The 17,966-nt window shown below is 61.3% G+C and carries 22 protein-coding genes and 1 tRNA gene; 16 read left to right on the plus strand and 7 right to left on the minus strand.

What is annotated here, in order from left to right:
* The first annotated feature begins 2 nt into the window (after positions 1 to 2).
* From AC0KVN_RS19910 to AC0KVN_RS19920, 3 genes are all read left to right on the plus strand, one after another.
* Positions 3 to 3,602: a glycosyltransferase gene (locus tag AC0KVN_RS19910; protein ID WP_483656355.1), complete on the plus strand. Its 3,600-nt coding sequence runs from the start codon at positions 3 to 5 to the stop codon at positions 3,600 to 3,602.
* A gap of 654 nt (positions 3,603 to 4,256) precedes the next feature.
* Complete coding sequence (locus tag AC0KVN_RS19915; RefSeq protein WP_483656356.1) at positions 4,257 to 4,928, plus strand: DUF6088 family protein; 672 nt, start codon at positions 4,257 to 4,259, stop codon at positions 4,926 to 4,928.
* On the plus strand, positions 4,925 to 5,983 hold the full coding sequence (locus AC0KVN_RS19920; protein WP_483656357.1) for a nucleotidyl transferase AbiEii/AbiGii toxin family protein: 1,059 nt from the start codon (positions 4,925 to 4,927) through the stop codon (positions 5,981 to 5,983). The genes AC0KVN_RS19915 and AC0KVN_RS19920 overlap by 4 nt, the downstream gene beginning before the upstream one ends.
* A gap of 218 nt (positions 5,984 to 6,201) precedes the next feature.
* Here the strand turns inward: AC0KVN_RS19920 and AC0KVN_RS19925 are convergent, their stop codons facing one another.
* The gene (locus AC0KVN_RS19925) at positions 6,202 to 6,513 is read right to left on the minus strand and encodes a zinc-binding dehydrogenase (RefSeq protein WP_483656367.1); all 312 of its coding nucleotides are present in this window, start codon (positions 6,511 to 6,513) and stop codon (positions 6,202 to 6,204) included.
* Positions 6,514 to 6,569: 56 nt separating this feature from the next.
* On the opposite strand from AC0KVN_RS19925, the gene AC0KVN_RS19930 reads away from it, so the two are divergent.
* From AC0KVN_RS19930 to AC0KVN_RS19955, 6 genes are all read left to right on the plus strand, one after another.
* Positions 6,570 to 6,878 carry a hypothetical protein gene (locus AC0KVN_RS19930; protein WP_313041432.1) on the plus strand — a complete coding sequence of 103 codons (309 nt, stop codon included), beginning with the start codon at positions 6,570 to 6,572 and terminating at the stop codon, positions 6,876 to 6,878.
* A gap of 81 nt (positions 6,879 to 6,959) precedes the next feature.
* Positions 6,960 to 7,433 (plus strand): Hsp20 family protein, encoded by a 474-nt coding sequence (locus tag AC0KVN_RS19935; RefSeq protein WP_048938057.1) that lies wholly within the window; start codon positions 6,960 to 6,962, stop codon positions 7,431 to 7,433.
* Positions 7,434 to 7,516: 83 nt separating this feature from the next.
* Complete coding sequence (locus AC0KVN_RS19940; RefSeq protein ID WP_048938058.1) at positions 7,517 to 8,038, plus strand: Hsp20/alpha crystallin family protein; 522 nt, start codon at positions 7,517 to 7,519, stop codon at positions 8,036 to 8,038.
* A gap of 164 nt (positions 8,039 to 8,202) precedes the next feature.
* Positions 8,203 to 8,559 (plus strand): NADH dehydrogenase ubiquinone Fe-S protein 4, encoded by a 357-nt coding sequence (locus AC0KVN_RS19945; RefSeq protein ID WP_483656358.1) that lies wholly within the window; start codon positions 8,203 to 8,205, stop codon positions 8,557 to 8,559.
* Positions 8,559 to 9,107 carry a hypothetical protein gene (locus AC0KVN_RS19950; protein ID WP_048937983.1) on the plus strand — a complete coding sequence of 183 codons (549 nt, stop codon included), beginning with the start codon at positions 8,559 to 8,561 and terminating at the stop codon, positions 9,105 to 9,107. Before AC0KVN_RS19945 ends, AC0KVN_RS19950 begins: the two co-directional genes overlap by 1 nt.
* A gap of 104 nt (positions 9,108 to 9,211) precedes the next feature.
* Entirely contained in the window at positions 9,212 to 9,844 is a 633-nt protein-coding gene (locus AC0KVN_RS19955; protein WP_421122551.1) for a MarC family protein, read from the plus strand.
* A 7-nt stretch (positions 9,845 to 9,851) separates the two neighbouring features.
* Here AC0KVN_RS19955 and AC0KVN_RS19960 read toward each other — a convergent pair whose 3' ends face one another.
* From AC0KVN_RS19960 to AC0KVN_RS19970, 3 genes are all read right to left on the minus strand, one after another.
* Positions 9,852 to 10,133 (minus strand): hypothetical protein, encoded by a 282-nt coding sequence (locus tag AC0KVN_RS19960; RefSeq protein ID WP_483656359.1) that lies wholly within the window; start codon positions 10,131 to 10,133, stop codon positions 9,852 to 9,854.
* 74 nt (positions 10,134 to 10,207) lie between these two features.
* Positions 10,208 to 10,477 carry an usg protein gene (locus AC0KVN_RS19965; protein ID WP_069338981.1) on the minus strand — a complete coding sequence of 90 codons (270 nt, stop codon included), beginning with the start codon at positions 10,475 to 10,477 and terminating at the stop codon, positions 10,208 to 10,210.
* Positions 10,474 to 10,710 carry a hypothetical protein gene (locus AC0KVN_RS19970; protein ID WP_048937987.1) on the minus strand — a complete coding sequence of 79 codons (237 nt, stop codon included), beginning with the start codon at positions 10,708 to 10,710 and terminating at the stop codon, positions 10,474 to 10,476. The genes AC0KVN_RS19965 and AC0KVN_RS19970 overlap by 4 nt, the downstream gene beginning before the upstream one ends.
* A 270-nt stretch (positions 10,711 to 10,980) precedes the next feature.
* On the opposite strand from AC0KVN_RS19970, the gene groES reads away from it, so the two are divergent.
* Together groES and groL are read left to right on the plus strand one after the other, a co-directional pair.
* Positions 10,981 to 11,295, plus strand: coding sequence for a co-chaperone GroES (gene groES / locus AC0KVN_RS19975; protein WP_048937988.1), 315 nt, complete (start codon positions 10,981 to 10,983; stop codon positions 11,293 to 11,295).
* 56 nt (positions 11,296 to 11,351) lie between these two features.
* Complete coding sequence (gene groL / locus AC0KVN_RS19980) at positions 11,352 to 12,971, plus strand: chaperonin GroEL (RefSeq protein ID WP_048937989.1); 1,620 nt, start codon at positions 11,352 to 11,354, stop codon at positions 12,969 to 12,971.
* A gap of 274 nt (positions 12,972 to 13,245) precedes the next feature.
* Here the strand turns inward: groL and AC0KVN_RS19985 are convergent, their stop codons facing one another.
* Entirely contained in the window at positions 13,246 to 13,428 is a 183-nt protein-coding gene (locus AC0KVN_RS19985) for a hypothetical protein (RefSeq protein WP_483656360.1), read from the minus strand.
* 42 nt (positions 13,429 to 13,470) lie between these two features.
* Positions 13,471 to 13,983 (minus strand): outer membrane protein assembly factor BamE, encoded by a 513-nt coding sequence (locus AC0KVN_RS19990; RefSeq protein WP_004209273.1) that lies wholly within the window; start codon positions 13,981 to 13,983, stop codon positions 13,471 to 13,473.
* Between the two features lie 162 nt (positions 13,984 to 14,145).
* On the opposite strand from AC0KVN_RS19990, the gene AC0KVN_RS19995 reads away from it, so the two are divergent.
* Genes AC0KVN_RS19995 through dinB form a run of 3 tightly spaced genes read left to right on the plus strand, consistent with a single transcriptional unit; the run spans position 14,146 to position 16,361 of the window.
* Positions 14,146 to 14,673, plus strand: a complete 528-nt coding sequence (locus tag AC0KVN_RS19995; protein ID WP_313393602.1) for a ubiquinol-cytochrome C chaperone family protein — start codon at positions 14,146 to 14,148, stop codon at positions 14,671 to 14,673.
* Positions 14,670 to 15,215 carry a YceD family protein gene (locus tag AC0KVN_RS20000; protein WP_483656361.1) on the plus strand — a complete coding sequence of 182 codons (546 nt, stop codon included), beginning with the start codon at positions 14,670 to 14,672 and terminating at the stop codon, positions 15,213 to 15,215. The genes AC0KVN_RS19995 and AC0KVN_RS20000 overlap by 4 nt, the downstream gene beginning before the upstream one ends.
* Before the next feature lie 48 nt (positions 15,216 to 15,263).
* Complete coding sequence (gene dinB / locus AC0KVN_RS20005) at positions 15,264 to 16,361, plus strand: DNA polymerase IV (RefSeq protein WP_435567888.1); 1,098 nt, start codon at positions 15,264 to 15,266, stop codon at positions 16,359 to 16,361.
* 3 nt (positions 16,362 to 16,364) lie between these two features.
* Here dinB and AC0KVN_RS20010 read toward each other — a convergent pair whose 3' ends face one another.
* Positions 16,365 to 17,168 carry a DUF1134 domain-containing protein gene (locus AC0KVN_RS20010; RefSeq protein WP_435567887.1) on the minus strand — a complete coding sequence of 268 codons (804 nt, stop codon included), beginning with the start codon at positions 17,166 to 17,168 and terminating at the stop codon, positions 16,365 to 16,367.
* A 231-nt stretch (positions 17,169 to 17,399) separates the two neighbouring features.
* Between AC0KVN_RS20010 and AC0KVN_RS20015 the strand changes: the two genes are divergently transcribed.
* Together AC0KVN_RS20015 and AC0KVN_RS20020 are read left to right on the plus strand one after the other, a co-directional pair.
* Positions 17,400 to 17,491 (plus strand) — tRNA-Ser (locus AC0KVN_RS20015).
* Between the two features lie 199 nt (positions 17,492 to 17,690).
* Positions 17,691 to 17,966: an HU family DNA-binding protein gene (locus AC0KVN_RS20020; RefSeq protein WP_004209236.1), complete on the plus strand. Its 276-nt coding sequence runs from the start codon at positions 17,691 to 17,693 to the stop codon at positions 17,964 to 17,966.

Raw genomic sequence — 17,966 nt, forward strand, 5'->3', positions numbered from 1 at the left:
TAATGCGCATTGTCTTAGACCTGCAAGCCTGTCAGACTGAAGGAAGCAAGCACCGCGGTATTGGCCGCTATTCAATTGCGCTTGCTGAGGCGATGCTACGCCGGGGCGGCCATGATTTTTTTGTTGTCCTGAACGGCGCCTTTCCCGAAGCAGCAGTGGCGGTGCGGGAACGGCTAAGCGGCTTACTCCCTGCTGATCGGATTAGAACCTACGATATCATGGACTCGAACGGCCAGGCCGCGCCCCATGGCAGTTGGCGTGAAGAGGCCAATCTGCGTCTGCGCGAAGATTTTATTACTGCACTGCGTCCTGATGCGATCCATGTAACGAGCCTATTCGAAGGGCTCGGCGACCTGTCAATTACCGACATTCCCCCCCAAGGTGATGGAATCCTGCGCGCGGTTACGCTGTACGATCTCATCCCTTATATTCATCCCGACCCTTATTTACTCTCGCCCCAAGTCCGCCGCTGGTATTATCGGCGTCTCCAGTCGCTAAAGCGCGCTGATCTTCTGTTGGCCATCTCCTCGTCCAGTCGAATGGAGGCGATCGACTATCTCGATATCTCAGGGGATCGGGTCGTCAACATCTCTTCAGCGATTGATCCAGCTTTCGTTCCTATCGGTTTATCCAGCGAGGGCGCTAAGGCGCTCCGAAAGCGGATGGGCATCACCAATCGTTTTGTCATGTATACCGGCGGGGTGGATCATAGAAAGAATTTGGAAGGATTGATTAAGGCTTATGCGCTGCTCAAGCCTGCGCTTCGGCATGGTCGCCAGCTGGCGATCATCTGTTCGATCAACGGCCCGCAAAGCGAAGCATTGCGCGCGGTCGCTAAGGAGGCCGGGCTAAGACCCGAAGAACTGGTCCTGACAGGGTTTGTGTCCGAAGAAGATCTCATCGCGCTCTATAATATGTGCGAGCTTTTCGTCTTTCCATCGCTGCATGAAGGGTTCGGCCTCCCTGCGTTAGAGGCGATGACTTGCGGCGCGCCGACTATTGGCAGCAACAGGAGCAGCATTCCTGAGGTGATTGGCCACCCCGAAGCGCTGTTTGATCCTACAGACGCACAAGCCATTGCTGACAAGATCAGGAAAGTGCTGACGGATCCTGCCTTTGCTGACATGTTACGCCGCCATGGTCTAGAGCACAGCCGTCAGTTCCATTGGGACAAGAGTGCCGAGCGCGCAATTGCCGCGATCGAGCATCTGAAGGCAGCGCAGGAACAGGATGAACGGAGCAAGCCGCGCTGCGCCGTGCCGTCATCGCAACGGTCGCGCCTTGCGCTTGTGTCACCTTTCCCACCACTCAAGTCGGGTATTGCTAAATATTCAATCGACCTGCTGCCCGAACTTTGCCGATATTATGATGTCGACCTCATAACGGACGAGGAGACGGTTCAGGACGATTGGGCAATAGCCAACTGTGACATCGTTTCGATCAAGGACTTCGAACGTCGCGCGGAAATGGATATATACCAGCGGATTGTCTATCAGTTGGGCAATTCTGAGTTCCACGCGCACATGCCCGATCTGCTTGCCCGCTATCCTGGGGTTGTGGTCCTGCACGATTTCTATCTGAGCGGAATGCAGAACTGGCGACAGTCGACGACGGCGCCAGGCGCGTTTTTCTCCGCCTTGCTTGATACGCACGGTTATTGTGCGATCCAGACCTTCGTATCAGAGGGCATCAGCGAAACGATTAGGCGATTCCCATCAAACGGTCCGGTGCTGGATGGGGCAACTGGGTTGATTGTCCATTCCCGCTGGAGTGAGGAAAGTTTAGCACAGAGCGGTATTGCCCCAGCCTTTATCCGGCGTGTCCCCCTGCCGCGTCGCCACCCGACGATGACACGGGCTGAAGCGCGCGACCGGCTCAACCTAGACGATGACGATATCCTGATCTGCTCTTTTGGCGGCACCGCGCCCGAAAAACTCAATCATGAGCTGTTCGAGGCTTTCGCTTTATCGACTACTAGCAGACTGCCGCACGTTAGGCTGGTCTATGTCGGCACGGCGGGCGGCGACTATGGTAAGGAACTGACAAGGCGTATCCGAACCAAGCAGCTGAAGCGCAAGGTATCGATGACGGGCTATGTCGACGAAAACGACTACCAAGCCTATCTTTCGGCGGCCGACATCGCGGTGCAGCTTCGTACAGATTCCCGCGGTGAAACATCAGCTGCGGCACTTGACGCGCTTAACAACGGGCTGGTGCTGATCGCCAACGCTCATGGCACGATGACGGAACTCGACCCGAATTCTCTGGTGATGATGGAGGATAAAGTCGATATCGACATCCTCGCAAAGCATCTCACTCGGCTTGTGGAAGATACTGTAGAGCGTGAGCGCCTTTCAAAGGCGGCGATTGCAGCCATGGCCGACCATCGCCTTGAAGCTGCTGGCGGGGCCTATCATGAGGCAATCGAGGCCTTCTATGCTGATCATCCGCGCGTGCGCCAGCGCCGGCTGCTGCGCTCTGCGGCTATGGACGGGCGGAGGTTACCTGCTACCCGACTTGATCTTGTGCAGTTCGCGGCAGCCGCCACACAGAATATGGCTTCGATGCGTCCGCCCCGGACTTTTGTCGATATTTCCGGAATTGTCGTCGACAGCGGACAGGAACGTGCGCGCTGGGCACTTGGCATTGTGGAAACGATGATTTTAAACGATGGTCGCCGCGACATAGAACCCGTTTATATGCGGTCCACCGAGACAATATTCCGTGCCGCGCGCTCTTTCCTAGTCGCGCATTTAGGCTGTCCGATAGACGGCATGGACGACACTCCTATCCAAGTGGCACAGGGCGACCGCTTTATTGGCCTTGATCCAACCGCTCATTCAGCTGGATCGGAAGGGGCGCGCGCACTTTTTAAGCGGTGGAAGGCACACGCTGTTCCCGTCTTCCACGCCGTTCGCATGAGCGATATTCCTTCGATGGATACATCCGGTGCGGTAGGTGATGAAAATATCATCGATCGGCTCAACTGGCTGCGCGGAATTGCCGATGCAGCCGATGAAGTGGTTACATGGTCGCAGGAGGCGGCCGAGGCGGTCAGGACAGCGTTTGACACCATTGGTTATTCCCGGCGGCGGCGCCTTTCCATCTCTTACCCTGCCCTTTCTTTGCCGGAAGGCAAGGCGGGGAAAGGACTTCCCGAACAGGATTGGCGTTTAACTTGGGAGCCAGCGCTTTCGCACTGGTTTGGCGGTGCGGACCCCCGCCTTAATACCCTGGCTGGAGAAAGGAACGGGGAGTTCATCCGGTCTACTGGGGAAACTGGAATTCTCGTCTATGGTCCTTATCTACCGCTTGCTGCAGGATCCTACGAAGTGCGCATCTGGGGTAGCGCACGCGACGTACAACCTGGCCAAGCGCATTTTGATGTGTCCTGCAACAGTGGTACCAAGACGATCGCGCGGACAGCGATACGGCCGCAAGACAAGGGGCCAATCTTGGCAAGCTTATCCATAACTCTTGACACTTCCTGCCCGGACTTGGAAGTGCGCGTGATATTGGACGCTGCGGTGGAAATGGCGTTCAGCGGCATGGATATACGAACCGCATCTGCTACTGCTGTTTTTTCAACCGCAGCCGAGTGATTCATGCATGAGGTTCTCGCGCCTCCAGTTGCCGACAATATTCTCGTCAGTATTGTGATTGAGGGTCGTGTCCCACGGGGTGGTGTAGGAACCGTCGATCTACGGCAGGATCGGGTTCAGGTCAGGCGGCCAGTGCTGGCAAGCTGACAATAGGGTCAGTCTGCATCGGACAGCACCAATTCGATCTCCCATCTTTGAATTGGGTCAGCTGACCGAGCAGTTCGCTCTCATGAAACCAACTTGAATCGCCATGTTCGTATCGGTGGTAAATGCATCGTATGCCATAACCGTGAGATACAGAGATGACCCTGGAAGACGATGCACTAATTGAACGGTCAAACATGATGATTGCTACGGTGTCCGCCATCATCCAGCCTTTTCCACGAGTTCGGAGTGTGCTATAGCTGCTTCCGGTGATTTCGTAAGTCTGTATTTTGGCTGCTAAATCAGTTGCTTAAGCGCTCGGTTAAAAATCTCTTCTGAGTCCGTGTTCATCCATCATCGTCCACATTCGTCCGGCTAGTTTCGGTATGGCGCTGCGTTGCAATGTCGCCTGTGTCTTGCAAATTTTGTCAGAAAAACGCATCATCAATCTGACAAAACTGTTGCGCTTCGTCAGAAATTCGTATACGTGCTTCTGACAAAGGACTTTGCATGCGCGGACCGGGCCTCGATCTCAGAAGTGCCATATCGCACCGAATGGTCTCCGGAGGCGTGCCTTCAGTCTGGACGCCGCAGGACTTTCTCGACCTCGGTTCTCGCCATGCCGTCGATCAAGTGCTCCATCGACTGACCCGTAATGGCGACGTTCGCAGGATTGCCCGCGGCCTCTATGACAAGCCGAAACTCAACCCCCTCACGGGCAAGCCCACGCACCCCGATCCGCGCGCCGTAATCGATGCGCTGGCTCGCCGGGACCAAGCCCGTATCCTCGTCGACGGCGTAACCGCAGCCAACGATCTGGGACTCTCCGATGCCGTCCCTGCTCGTGTCGTCGTCCACACCGACGCGAGGTTGAAGCCCATCACGCTCGGCAACCTCAAGATCGATTTCAAAACCACTGCGCCAAGCCGGCTTTATTGGGCTGGGCGGCCAGCGATGCGTGTCATTCAGGCCCTGCATTGGTTGCACGACGCCGGGGGCGATACCGATCCGGATGTTGCCAAGCGTCTGCGCAACATCTTCGCTCACCCCGATCACGGCGCCGACATCGTCAACGACCTCCAGACCGATATGCTGACGCTCCCGCTCTGGATGCAGAATATTCTGCGCGATACGATGCCGGCTACCGCGTCAGCTGACCGTCCGAAGACCAAGCGAGCATGACAATGAATCCCGCTTACGCCCAGTTCCTTGCGGCCGACCCGACGGATCGACGGGATGTGTTTATCGGCGCCGGGCAGCGGCTCGGCACAGCGCCCCAGAATATCGAGAAGGATTTCTGGGTCTGCTGGACCCTCGATGCGCTGTTCAACGGTCCGGCATCCCACGGTCCGCGCTTCCTGTTCAAAGGGGGCACGTCGCTGTCGAAGGGCTTCGGTCTAATTCAGCGCTTCTCCGAAGACATCGACATCACGGTATTTCGCGAAGACATCGGCCAAGATGCAAGCGTCCAGGCGCTGGAGGAGATGTCCGGCAAGAAACGACAGGCCAAGCTCGACGCCATCAAGGCGGCATGCCAGGCCTTCATAGGCGGAGACCTGCTCGCCCAGTTATCAGAGACGCTATTTGGTGCGGTTGGCGAGGGGATGGCGGGCGCGAAGGTCGAACTCGATCAGGACGATGAAAGCGCGCAGAGCCATCTTCTCTGGTATCCAAGCGTGACCGCCGAGTCCGATGGATACATCCGCAAAGCCGTCAAAATCGAATCCGGGGCCAAATCCGCTCTCGACCCTCACGCCCGCCATAGCGTTATTCCCTATCTCGCCGACGATCTACCAGCCCTCGATCTGACGGTCGCCAACGTGACTATCGTAGATGCGGAACGCACCTTCTGGGACAAGGTCGTCATTCTCCACGGCCTGCGTCGCTGGTTCGACGCCCGGCAGGTTCTCCGTGCGGGTGGCCAGCGCGTCTCGCGCCATTATTACGACGTGCACCAACTGATGATCGCCGGAACGGGCGCTTCAGCGATGGCTGACCCAGAGCTCGGCAGGGATTGCGTCGCGCACGCCCGGATGTTCTTTAACAGCCGCGACCTTGATCTTGCCCATGCTGAGCCCGGCAGCTTCTCCATGATGCCGACCGATGCGATGATCACTGACCTCCGTCGCGACTATGCTGCGATGGCCGGCATGATCTTCGGCGATGTGCCCGACTTCGATGCCATCCTCGCAACCGTCGAAACGCTCCAGCGCTCTTTGAATGAGCCGGCCGCCTAATTATCATGCATGGGATTGCTCTTTGTCCGAAATTTGTAGGTGTACTTCGGACAGGAGCCGCCGGATGCCAGAAAGGACACGAACCCTCGCCCGATTCAAGTCCAAGCTAATCCACCAGCGTCCAGATTCCCAATGATCTGAATGGCATAGCCCGGCCCAATGACGACCTTCTGAGGCATCTTGTTAACTGCGCAATTCGCCATCTAGGATTAGTGGTTTCACGAATGCTTCCGACCAAAATGCGTCGTTTGCCAAGCGGGCCTCGAATGGCAGCGTCTGCCATAACTAGCCATTCGCTCAGAGCGAAGCACCCCGCCAGCAGATAGCCTGAATCGCACCTGTCTCCCCCTCCATGATTCGCAAACATCAAGCTGCTCCACAAAGATCGGCACCAGGTTGATATCGGCCATATGGCCGGAGACCATGCCATTGATGACAACAACCCCGCCGGGTTTAACGGACTTCAGGCTGTGATCCCATGTCACCGTGCCTACATTGTCGATCATGGCATCGACACGGCACGGCAGCATCTTGCCATGGACGGAAGATCCTGTTCGCACCGAGCTTTTCGGCAAGCTCCGCGCCCTTGTCGCTGCGGGTCATGACCCACACCGGGATACCGGGCGCGCGTGCCGGCGGCTGGATCATCGCCGTCGACATGCAGCCTGAGCTTGGCACTTGGCCTGCGACGCATGACACTGCCAAATCCAAAGCCGACATTGCTGCCGGCCCAGGCGACAATCGCGCTGTTCACGCACGCTGCCTGACTTGCATGTTGGTCAAGACGACCGATTTCAGGAGCGGCGGCTCCATCGCGTACCGGCATACCGAGGGGGCAAAAATGTCTCTTGAAACCCGTTGGCTGCTTCCTAATTCTTCTTCGCCGGACGCCTAAACCGGGTCCGGTGGACATTGAGAGTGCCGGCTCTCTCCGGCGCATCTCATGCCCGAATTGCTCAATCAGGAGGATTTGGAAATGAGAACTGCATTCGACTTTACGCCTTATCGGCGTTCGACGGTCGGCTTCGACCGATTGTTCAACCTGCTCGAGGCAGGCGCACGCGATGAAGATGGCTATCCGCCCTTCGACATTCTGAAAGAAGGTGACGACAGCTATCGCATCACGCTGGCGGTTGCTGGCTTCCGCCCCGAGGACATCGAGGTGGTGGCTCAGCAGAACCTGCTCACCGTCACCGGTAAGCGTGCCGAAGACAACGATCAGGGCGAGTATCTGCATCGCGGCATTGCCACACGCGCATTCGAGCGGCGCTTCCAGCTTGCCGACTTCGTGGAAGCTGGCAATGCCCGTTTTGAGAACGGACTGCTGAGTATCGCGCTCAAGCGCGTTGTCCCCGAGGCAATGAAGCCGCGCCGGATCGAGATCAACGGTAGCAAAGCTGCCCCGGATCAGATCGAAGCGCCCAGGGATGAGGTCCGCGAAGCGGCCTGATCCCTGTTCAAGAGGTCTGCCGGCGCCGTTTCAAGCGGGCCGGCAGGCCGTGCCTCTTCCAGCCAGAAAAGGAGATGACCATCATGGCTTTTCGTGATCTCATTCCCTGGAGCCGGCAGGAAAACCGGCTCCCCGTCCCGGTCAGCGCCGAGCGCGGCCGCGACAGTGATACCCACCCGCTACTCTCGCTCCACCGCGAAGTGAACCGGCTGTTCGACGACGTCTTCCGCGGCTTCGGCGTGCCCGCATTAGCCGGGTTCGACCGCTCTGCCGGCTGGCCCCATGTCGAGCTCGGCGAGACTGACCAGGAAATTCGCGTCACGGTCGAACTGCCGGGTCTCGACGAGAAGGACGTCGAAATCACCGTCGAAGACGGGATCCTGACGCTTCGTGGCGAGAAGCGGTCCGAAGTCGATGACAAGGATCGTGGCTATACCGAGCGCAGCTATGGACGCTTTGAACGCCGTATCGGACTGCCCCAGGGCATCGACCGCGACCACGCCGCCGCAACTTTCCGGAACGGCGTGCTGACGGTCACCCTGCCAAAAACGGAGGCGGCGAACGAAAATGTCCGCCGCATCCCGGTCAATGGCAAGGCGGCCTGACGATCTGGCCCGGAACTTCGGTTCCGGGCCATCCGCCAACGATAACCACCCCGGACTAGGCGCGTCGAGCGCGCTACCACCAGATGCGCGAGCGGTGATCGAGCCGGTACCGCGCGCGACCAAGCGCGACCAATCAGGGCGGGCTCGGCGGTGGACAATGGTGGGTGCGGTTCGCGCCGCGCTGGCGGCCCGTTGCCGATCCCCTGACCGGATGGACCGGCGGCGGCGATCCGCTCGAGACGATCGAGCTGCGTTTTTTAGACGCAGAGACCGCAGCGAACTACTGCCGGCGCCAGGGATTGGACTTCTCGCTCCATGGCGCGCCGGGTCGCCAGCATTCGCTTCCCAGTCGCCTGCCAGCGGAACCGACGCCGGTGGTGTGCTACTGGCCAACAGGTCAGCACGCACGGTGCTGCGGCCGCTATCCGGCCGCGCTTGAAAACGCCTTGGGCTCGGGAAGCGCGGTTGGCGTCGGTATGATGGCATTTTCACATTCACCCATGATCAGAGGAGACGATTGATGCGAAAAATTCGTACAGCCGTCCTGGTCGGCGTGGCGGCGGTCGCCGCCATCGGTACCGCGCTGGCGGCGAGCCATGGCAACCATGTTATGAAGGTCGGCCTGCCGGTCGGTACGGTCGCGCGCATAGAATATGAGGGAGGTGTCGCGCCCAAGGTGACGGTCACGCCTGCCTGGAGCGTTGCACCAATCACCTGGCTCGATCCATTCGAGCCGGGCTCATTAGCTCTGTTCGATCGCATCGCGGCCGACATGGACCGGCAGAGCGACCTGACGATGCGTCAGGCTCGCGCCTTGCCGCTCCCGGCAATGGCCGATGACGGGAAGATCGACCTGACGGCGTTGCGCAGCCTGCCTCCGGGGACGGTCAGCTACAGCTTCGTCTCGAAGACCAACGGCGGAAGCACCTGCAGCCGCAGCATTCAGGTCACCTCGCTTGGCTCGTGGCAGCCACTGAAGGTCGTGTCTAACAGCTCCGGTGACTGCCACGCAGCGCGGCCTGCAGCTGCCGCGCCCCCGAACCGAACGGACGGGATGCGCCGCACATGACGCAGCCTGCTGTCCGCCATCCCGGCAGCTCATTCAAAGCCACGTTAGTCATAAGGGAGCGGCGTGTGCGCCGCTTCCCTTGCTAGTTTTCCGTTTCTTGACTTATGCATATATCACCCAGCATCCTTTCAACCTTTATCACCCTGCTCGTCACCATCGGTCCGATCGAGACGGCGGTGGTCTTCGCCGGCCTGACGGCCGGAATTCACCGCAGCGAGCGGATCAGCCTTGCCACGCGCTCGGTCACGATAGCTGCCGGTGTGCTGCTGCTGTTCGCTGTGGCGGGCGGCGTCGTTCTTTCGCTCCTGCATATTTCGCTGCCCGCGTTCCGCGTGGCGGGCGGCGTGCTGCTGTTCCTCCAGGCGTTGACGCTCACCTTCTCCAGTCCCGGACTCTCGTCGATCAGCGAGGGCGAGCGTCGGGAAGCCGAAGGGCCTGGCGACATCGCGGTCTTTCCGCTGGCGTTTCCCTTGATCGCGGGCCCCGGCAGCCTATCGGCCGCCGTGCTCGTCATGGGCCGCACTGATAACTGGATTGAGGGCGGCAGCGTGCTCGCGATGATCGTCGCGTGCATGGTTTTAACTTGGCTCGCGATGCTCGCAGCCGACCGCCTTGTTCTGCTGCTGGGGAGCACCGGTGCCGACGTCGTGGGCCGTATGTCCGGCGTGCTTCTTGCCGGCCTCGCCGTCCAGTTCGTCTTCGACGGTCTCGCGGCCGCGCCGTTCCTGGCCGGTTGAACAGCCGCTATGCGGTCTCGTCCAGTACCCGAAGAACCCGATCGAGCATGGCGGCGTTGGAAGCAGCCTTGGGCAGTTCGCGGCGGGCAAAACGCTGAAGCGGTGCGAGGTCCCGTCGCGGCAACCGCAGCGTGATCAGGCTCTGCCCCAACGCATTCCGGGGCACGCGCTGCGCTGCCATGCCGGAGCGCAGGAAATGATCGAGGAGCCGCTTACGGTCGGCGAAGGTCCAGCCCAGCGTCTCAAGCTCATCGGGCGGCACTGACAGCAGCGCGAGCGCGAATTCCATGATGTCATCGAAGACGAGGGCGAGGCGGACCGTCCGTCCGCCTCGCCGGCGCCAGCGCTCGCCAAGACCGCCTGTCATGGGAGCGGGATGATGCTATCGACCGCACGCCATTCGGTGGGTCCGATCAGCCGGTCATGGGCGATCCGGACGGAATGGAGTGCGGCCCCGATCTCGCGGCGCCAATGGTCGAGGAAATCGAACAGCGTGGGGAAGTCGGGCGCAAGATCATATTCCTGCCATATAAACAGCTGGAGGAGCGAGGGCGCATCGGGCCGGTAGTAATGGATTTCGGCTGTGGTGAGACCGTAGCCCTCCAGCTGCGCGATGAAGCCGCGATCGCTCATTGCAACGGTCGGCTGTCAGTCCGCGGTTCATCGAGCGACCGCATCGCGGCGAAGACCTCGTCGATCGGCACTGCGCGCCTGGCGCCGGGCGGCTTTCGCATCGCCGGCTGGTCCTTCACTGCTGAACGGTCGGACGCCCAGGAGGCGAGGATGGCGCGTTTGACTTCCGGCTCCAGGCTCGGGTGATGCGCAACCTCGAAGGGATGCAAATAGCGGGAAAATGGCTGCGACATATACGTCACTCCTTTCCTTGTGTCGCTCCTTTCTCATGCGTGCGGTGTCACACGCGACTCAAGATTTTGGTGCTGATCCGAGTCGCGTCAAGAGGGAATGATGTCCGCCAAATTGCTTAAAAGGGCTGGATTCGCACTCTCCGCGGCCGAGTGCCAAAAATTTTCACTCGGCCTCTTGAACCCGAAAATCTCTTTTCCTAGTTCGCGCGAACCTGTCGTTCTGATGAACGGGAGGGCTATCACATCATTAACGCATCTGGAGGTTTTGCCATGCATTTCCGCCCCTTGCACGACCGTGTGGTCGTCCGCCGCATCGAAGCCGAGGAGAAGACCTCGGGCGGCATAATCATCCCTGACACCGCCAAGGAAAAGCCGCAGGAAGGCGAAGTCGTCGCCGTCGGAGCCGGCGCCCGCGACGACAGCGGCCAGTTGGTCGAGTTGTCCGTCAAGGCCGGCGACCGCATCCTGTTCGGCAAATGGTCGGGCACCGAGGTCAAGATCGACGGCGAGGATCTCCTCATTATGAAGGAGAGCGACATCCTTGGCGTGATCGATAACGGCGTGCCTCTCAAGCAGGCGGCCTGATCGACCGCCCTTATCCCTCGAACATTCAGGAAGGAATTTGAGAAAGGAGCAGGCAGATGACTGCCAAGGAAGTGAAGTTTGCGTCGGACGCGCGTGACCGCATGCTGCGGGGTGTGGATACGCTGGCCAACGCCGTGAAAGTGACGCTCGGTCCCAAGGGCCGCAATGTCGTGATCGAGAAGTCGTTCGGAGCGCCCCGCATCACCAAGGACGGCGTCACCGTCGCCAAGGAAATCGAGCTTGCCGACAAGTTCGAGAATATGGGCGCGCAGATGCTGCGCGAGGTCGCCAACAAGCAGAACGACAAGGCGGGCGACGGCACCACCACCGCCACCGTGCTCGCCCAGGCGATCGTGCGCGAGGGCTCGAAGGCTGTCGCCGCCGGCATGAACCCGATGGACGTCAAGCGCGGCATCGATCTCGCGGTGGGCGCGGTCGTCAAAGATCTGGAGAATCACGCCAAGAAGGTCGGCGCCAACAGTGAGATTGCGCAGGTCGCGACAATCTCGGCCAACGGCGACGAGGAAGTTGGTCGCATCCTCGCCGAGGCGATGGAGAAGGTCGGCAATGAGGGCGTGATCACGGTCGAGGAAGCGAAGAGCCTCGAAACAGAACTCGAGACGGTCGAGGGCATGCAGTTCGACCGCGGCTATCTGTCGCCCTACTTCATCACCAATGCCGAGAAGCTCAAGGTCGAGCTCGACGATCCCTACATCCTGATCCACGAGAAGAAGCTCTCTAACCTTCAGGCGCTCGTGCCCCTGCTCGAGAAGGTCGTCCAGTCCGGTCGGCCGCTGCTGATCATCGCCGAGGACGTCGAGGGCGAGGCGCTCGCGACGCTCGTCGTCAACAAGCTGCGCGGCGGCCTCAAGATAGCGGCGGTCAAAGCGCCCGGCTTCGGCGATCGCCGCAAGGCGATGCTCGAGGATATCGCCATCCTGACGGGCGGCAGCGTTGTCTCCGAGGACCTCGGCATCAAGCTTGAGAACATCACGATCAACATGCTGGGCCGCGCCAAGAAGGTGACGATCGACAAGGACAACACGACCATCATCGACGGTGTAGGCCAGAAGGACGATATCGATGGCCGCGTCGCGCAGCTGCGCCAGCAGATCGAGACCTCTACGTCCGACTATGACCGCGAGAAGCTGCAGGAGCGCGTGGCCAAGCTCGCCGGCGGTGTCGCGGTGATCCGCGTCGGCGGCGCCACCGAGGTCGAGGTCAAGGAGAAGAAGGACCGTGTCGACGACGCGCTCCATGCGACGCGGGCCGCGGTCGAAGAAGGCATCCTGCCGGGCGGCGGCATCGCGCTGCTCCGTGCGATCAAGGCGCTCGATGGTCTGAAGGCCGTCAATGACGACCAACAGTCCGGCATCGACATCATCCGCCGGGCGCTGCGTGCACCGGCGCGGCAGATCGCCGAGAATTCCGGCGAGGACGGCGCCTATATCGTCGGCAAGCTGCTCGAGAGTTCCGACTATAACTGGGGCTTCAATGCGGCCACCGCTGAGTATCAGGATCTCGTCCACGCAGGCGTGATCGATCCGGCCAAGGTCGTTCGCACCGCCCTTCAGGACGCAGCATCCGTTGCATCGCTCCTCATTACTACCGAGGCGCTAGTCGCCGAGGTGCCGAAGGAGGAGAAGGCCCCGCCGATGCCGGCGATGGACTATTGATTGGCGGGAGGCCCGGCGCGCCGGGCCTCCCGTTTTCTCCGATATACGCCTATACTTGAGGAGTCGAAAGCGCAGTTGCCGCGCAACTTCAAAGCAAGTCGGATTGCCGGTTTGCGCTTCGAGGAAGCGACCCGATTCCGCCTCGAAGGTGAGGCAATCATCAAGAGCGTGGGTGAGAAGCGAGACCAAATCATGGCGTCCATTCTCATCCAGCCTTTTCCACGAATTGAAAGCATGCTAATGCTGCCCTTGGCGAATTCGCAAGTCTATGATTTTATCGCGAAATCAACCGCTTAGCTGCCCAGCGATCAAGCTCTTCTGGCACCACTTTTCCTTCGGTGAGGAAGGAAGCAAAAACCGCCGGAAACGGCGGTTTTTTTGTGTCTATCGCAGGTCGAACCGCTGTCGATCCGCTGGCCAGCTCATCCCGCCCGAACAAAAACGCCGCCCGGTCCATGATGGACAGGACGGCGCCTATATCTTCGCAGTGCGGCCAGCCTCAGCTGCCGTTCGGGCCACCGCCCGGACCAGCGCCGCCGGCCGAGCCGGCACCCATGGCGCCCACCGCGCCGATATTGCCGAAAATCTCGTCGAACAGGCTGCGATGGCGGCCCAGCGTCGGGGTCTTGTCGCCAGTCGGCGAGATGTGCGCGACCTGCTCCAGGCCCATGCGATCGACCGCGACGACGTTGCCCGCCGGGTCGAACCGGACATGCAGGACGGTCTGCGACACCGGCTTGGGGTTGGAGAAGGCAAGCGAGCGCATGTCGCGCGACACATAATACCAGTCCTGCTCGCCGAACTGGGCGACGAAGCTGGGACGGCCCAGCGTGCCTTCGACCGAAGCACGGTTGTCGATGCCGGGCTGGACGGAGTCCACCAGCAGCTTGTCGACCTGATAGCCCTGATGCGTGCGGATGCGGGTACAGCCCGATGCGCTGATCACGATCGCGCCGAGGCCCAGAGCCAGCAGGAAACGCCCGCGGCGGGACTGGCGGCTAAACTTGCGCATGGTCTTCTCCTGCGGGGACGGGCCCGCGAACCCAAGAAACAGAAAGCCGCCATTGCATCGGGCGGCCCAGCGATCAATATGGAAATGCGCAGGCCCCGGCAAGGGGCGCACGCGCCCGCGAAGCCCGCTGGCCCACATTCCATCACGAAAAGACGGCAACCCATGTCCCAATCCCGTCCCTCCTTCCTCCAGCGCCTGCTGGGCCGCGACGATCCGAAGGCGGGCCTGATGCCGCTTTATCATGCGGTGGTGGCCGAGGGACGGCAGCCGCACTGGTATCTGCAGGGCGGTGTGCCCGATACGCTGGATGGCCGGTTCGACATGATCGTCGCGATATTGGCGCAGGTGCTGATGCGGCTGGAGGCGCTGGGCGCGGCGCAGGAGAGCGTGTGGCTGACCGAGCTGTTCGTCGACGACATGGACGGCCAGCTGCGTCAGGAAGGGATTGGCGATGTTGTCGTCGGCAAGCATATCGGCCGGATGATGAGCGCGCTGGGCGGACGACTGGCGGCCTATCGTGCGGCCTTGACGGGGGAGGGCGATCTGGAGGATGCGCTGCGCCGAAACCTGTATCGCGGTGACGCCCCGTCGACGGACGCCCTGGCCCATGTCGAGGGCGCGCTGCGCGCACGCTGGACAAGGCTGGCCTGCCTGACCCGCGACGCCTTGCTGGCTGGAGACCTTGGATGAGCGACATGATCGAATTTTCGCGCCCCGTGCGCGCCGACCAGCTGGGCAAGCTGGGTGACAGCCTGGCGACCATCAGCGCCGATGAGGGCGAGCGCGCTGCGCTGATGCGCCGTTTTGCGCTGCTGGCGCTCGACCGGCTGGAGGCGGACTATCGGCTGAGCGCGGAGGGCAGCACGATCCTGGCGCGCGGTCGGGTCCGCGCCACCCTGGCCCAGCCCTGCGTCGCCACCGGCCTGCCGGTGCCCGAGACGATCGACACCGATTTCCTGCTGCGCTTCGTACCCGAGAGCGGCGACCTGCCCGAGGGCGAGGAGCTGGAGCTGGACGCGGAGGATTGCGACACGATCGGCTATGACGGCAATGTCATCGACATGGGTGAGGCGGTGGCCGAAACCGTGGCGCTAACGATGGAGCCCTATCCGCGCGCGCCGGAGGCCGACAGCTATCTGCGCGAGGCCGGGGTACTGACCGAGGATCAGGCCAGCCCCTTTGCCGCGCTGCTGGCCATGGCCAAGGATGAAAAGGGCAAGAAGAAGGCCTGACACGCCCAACTGTTTCCCTTTCGTTCCTATGGTGGCATAAGGCCGGCCATGGACGCCCCGCCGCCCGCGCTGCGCAAGATCATCCATATCGACATGGACGCCTTTTATGCGTCGGTCGAGCAACGCGACGATCCCGGCCTGCGCGGCAAGGCGATCGCCGTGGGTGGTGGCGGCCCGCGCGGCGTGGTCGCCACCTGCAGCTATGAAGCGCGAAAATTCGGCGTGCGATCGGCTATGCCGGGTGCAAGAGCGCGGCGATTATGCCCCGAGCTGGTGTTCGTGAAACCGCGCTTCGAGGTCTATCGCAGCGTATCTGCCCAGATCCGCGCGATCTTTGCGCGCTTCACCGACATGATCCAGCCGCTCTCGCTCGACGAGGCCTATCTGGACGTGACGCAGAACAAGCCGGGCATCGCATCGGCGACGCAGGTGGCGCGGGAAATCCGGCGGCTGATCCAGGAAGAAACGGGCCTCACCGCATCGGCCGGAGTGTCCTACAACAAGCTGATCGCCAAGCTGGCGTCAGACCAGAACAAGCCCGACGGGCTGTGCGTGGTGCGGCCGGCGGAAGGCGCCGACTTCATGGCGCGCATGCCGGTGCGGCGGATTCACGGCATCGGTCCGGTTACCGCCGAACGGATGCACAAATTGGGGATCGAGACCGGCGCCGACCTGCGCGATCGCGACCTGCCCTTCCTCCAGACCCATTTCGGCAGCAGCGCGCTCTTCTATTATCGCGCCGCGCGTGGTGAGGACGATCGGCCAGTGCATGAGCGGCAGGAGCGCAAGTCGGTCAGCGTCGAGGATACCTTCTTCGAAGATCTTGTCGCCGAGGAGGCGCTGCTGCGCGAGATCGAGCGGATCGCGCAAAGCCTGTGGGCCCGGATCGAGAAGGCGCAGGCCTATGGCCGGACCGTGGTGTTGAAGGTGAAGTTCGCCGATTTCCGCATCATCACCCGGTCACGCAGCTTTGCCGCGCCGGTCCGGTCGGTCGAACAATTGGTGGATGCTGGTCGCGCGCTGCTGAAGGCGCAATTGCCGCTGCGCATGGGCGCCCGGCTGCTGGGCCTGGGCGTCCACAATCTGGAAGGCGAGGGGGAAGCGGGGGAGAGCGGCGACGCGGGCGCCCAGCTCTCCCTGCTCTGACCGTCAGAAGGGCAGCCAGGTCCGCTTTTCGCTGAACTTCATATAGCCGGCATTGACGCCGAGGCGATAACCGACGCCCAGGCGGATCGGGATCAGCACCACGCTGCCCCAGCGCAGATAGCTGGCGGTGAAGCCACCGACCAGATAGGCGGTGCCTTCGGCCGCCGGGAAACGGTGGTAGAGATCCTGACTGTCGTAGAGATTATAGACCAGGACGAAGGTGTTGGCGGCATTGCCGCCGACATCGAAGCCGATCGACGGACCAGTCCAATAGACTTCGCGCTTGCCCTCGACCTTGTGGTTGAGCGTGCCCGAACCATAGCGCAGGCCGACCACGAAGGCGCCGGACGCCTCACGCCCGGAAATATAGGCGTTGGGCCGGCCCTGATCCTTGAGGATCTTCTCGATGATGCCGGCCAGGCCCTCGGCCCCCTTGCCGAACACGCCTTCGGCCGCGCCGATCAGATCATCTTCCTGATAGGATTCGCCTGGCGCCATCGCGGCTGGCGGCGAATTGGAGGTGACCGGTGCGCCGGTGGCGGTCGCCCCGCCGGCAGCGGGCGCGGCATTATAGGTGCCAGAATCGGTCGAAGTGGCTGGCGGCGGCAGGCTGGTGTCGACACCGGGATCGGTCGGCGTGCTGTTCTGGACCGGCGGCGGCGCAAGATCGGAATCGATCGCCGTGTTGGGATCGACCGTGCGAATCTGCGCGCTGGCGACCGGCGCCAGCAGAAGCCCGCCGAGCGCCGCCATCAGGGCACCCACCCGTGCGAAGCGGGCGCCCGTGCGCCCCATGCTGCCGATCATTACCCGATACTCCCCGAAGCCCGCTCTTGAAAACATCCGTCAGATTATCCGTCGCCAAGCTGAAACGACAATGAACGAACGCCCACCGGAGTCGATTCTAAGCCAGATTGAATCCGATTGTGCAAATCCGCATGAAAAATCGCACATTTGGACCGTTGCCATGGATCAAAGCCGTCGCTATAGCCCGTCGCCTAGCCACTGCCTCCCGGTTTCCGGTAGGCAAATTCGTGCGGAGACGTGGGTGAGTGGCTGAAACCAGCGGTTTGCTAAACCGTCGTAGCCTTAAGGGGCTACCGAGGGTTCGAATCCCTCCGTCTCCGCCACCTTTACATTGATGATGATCCGGCCGCTCAGGCCGCAATATCGGCCTTTGACCGGCCGGTTGGCATGCGCGCATGCGCAAAGCGTCTGAAACGCCGCATTAACCGCACTTTTAAGCGCAATCGGACGCTCAGGACCGATGGACCTTGGCTTTCGTGCCAGCTATGCAATGCGCGCCAACAACAAAGGAAAGCCTATTCCATGAACAACAGCGACCTCGCCGACACCCTGGCTTCGGCCCACAACATCACCAAGGCCGATGCCCGCAAGCTGGTCGATGGCGTGTTTGCCGCGATCGCCGATGCTGCTGCCAAGGGCGAAGAAATCTCGCTCAACGGCTTCGGCAAGTTCAAGGTCAAGGAGTCGGCCGCCCGTGAAGGCCGCAATCCTTCGACCGGCGCGACCATCCAGATCGCTGCCTCCAAGAAGCTCGGCTTCACCCCCGCCAAGGCGGTCAAGGACAAGCTGAACGGCTGA

The organism is Sphingobium sp. SG1, from assembly GCF_057063145.1.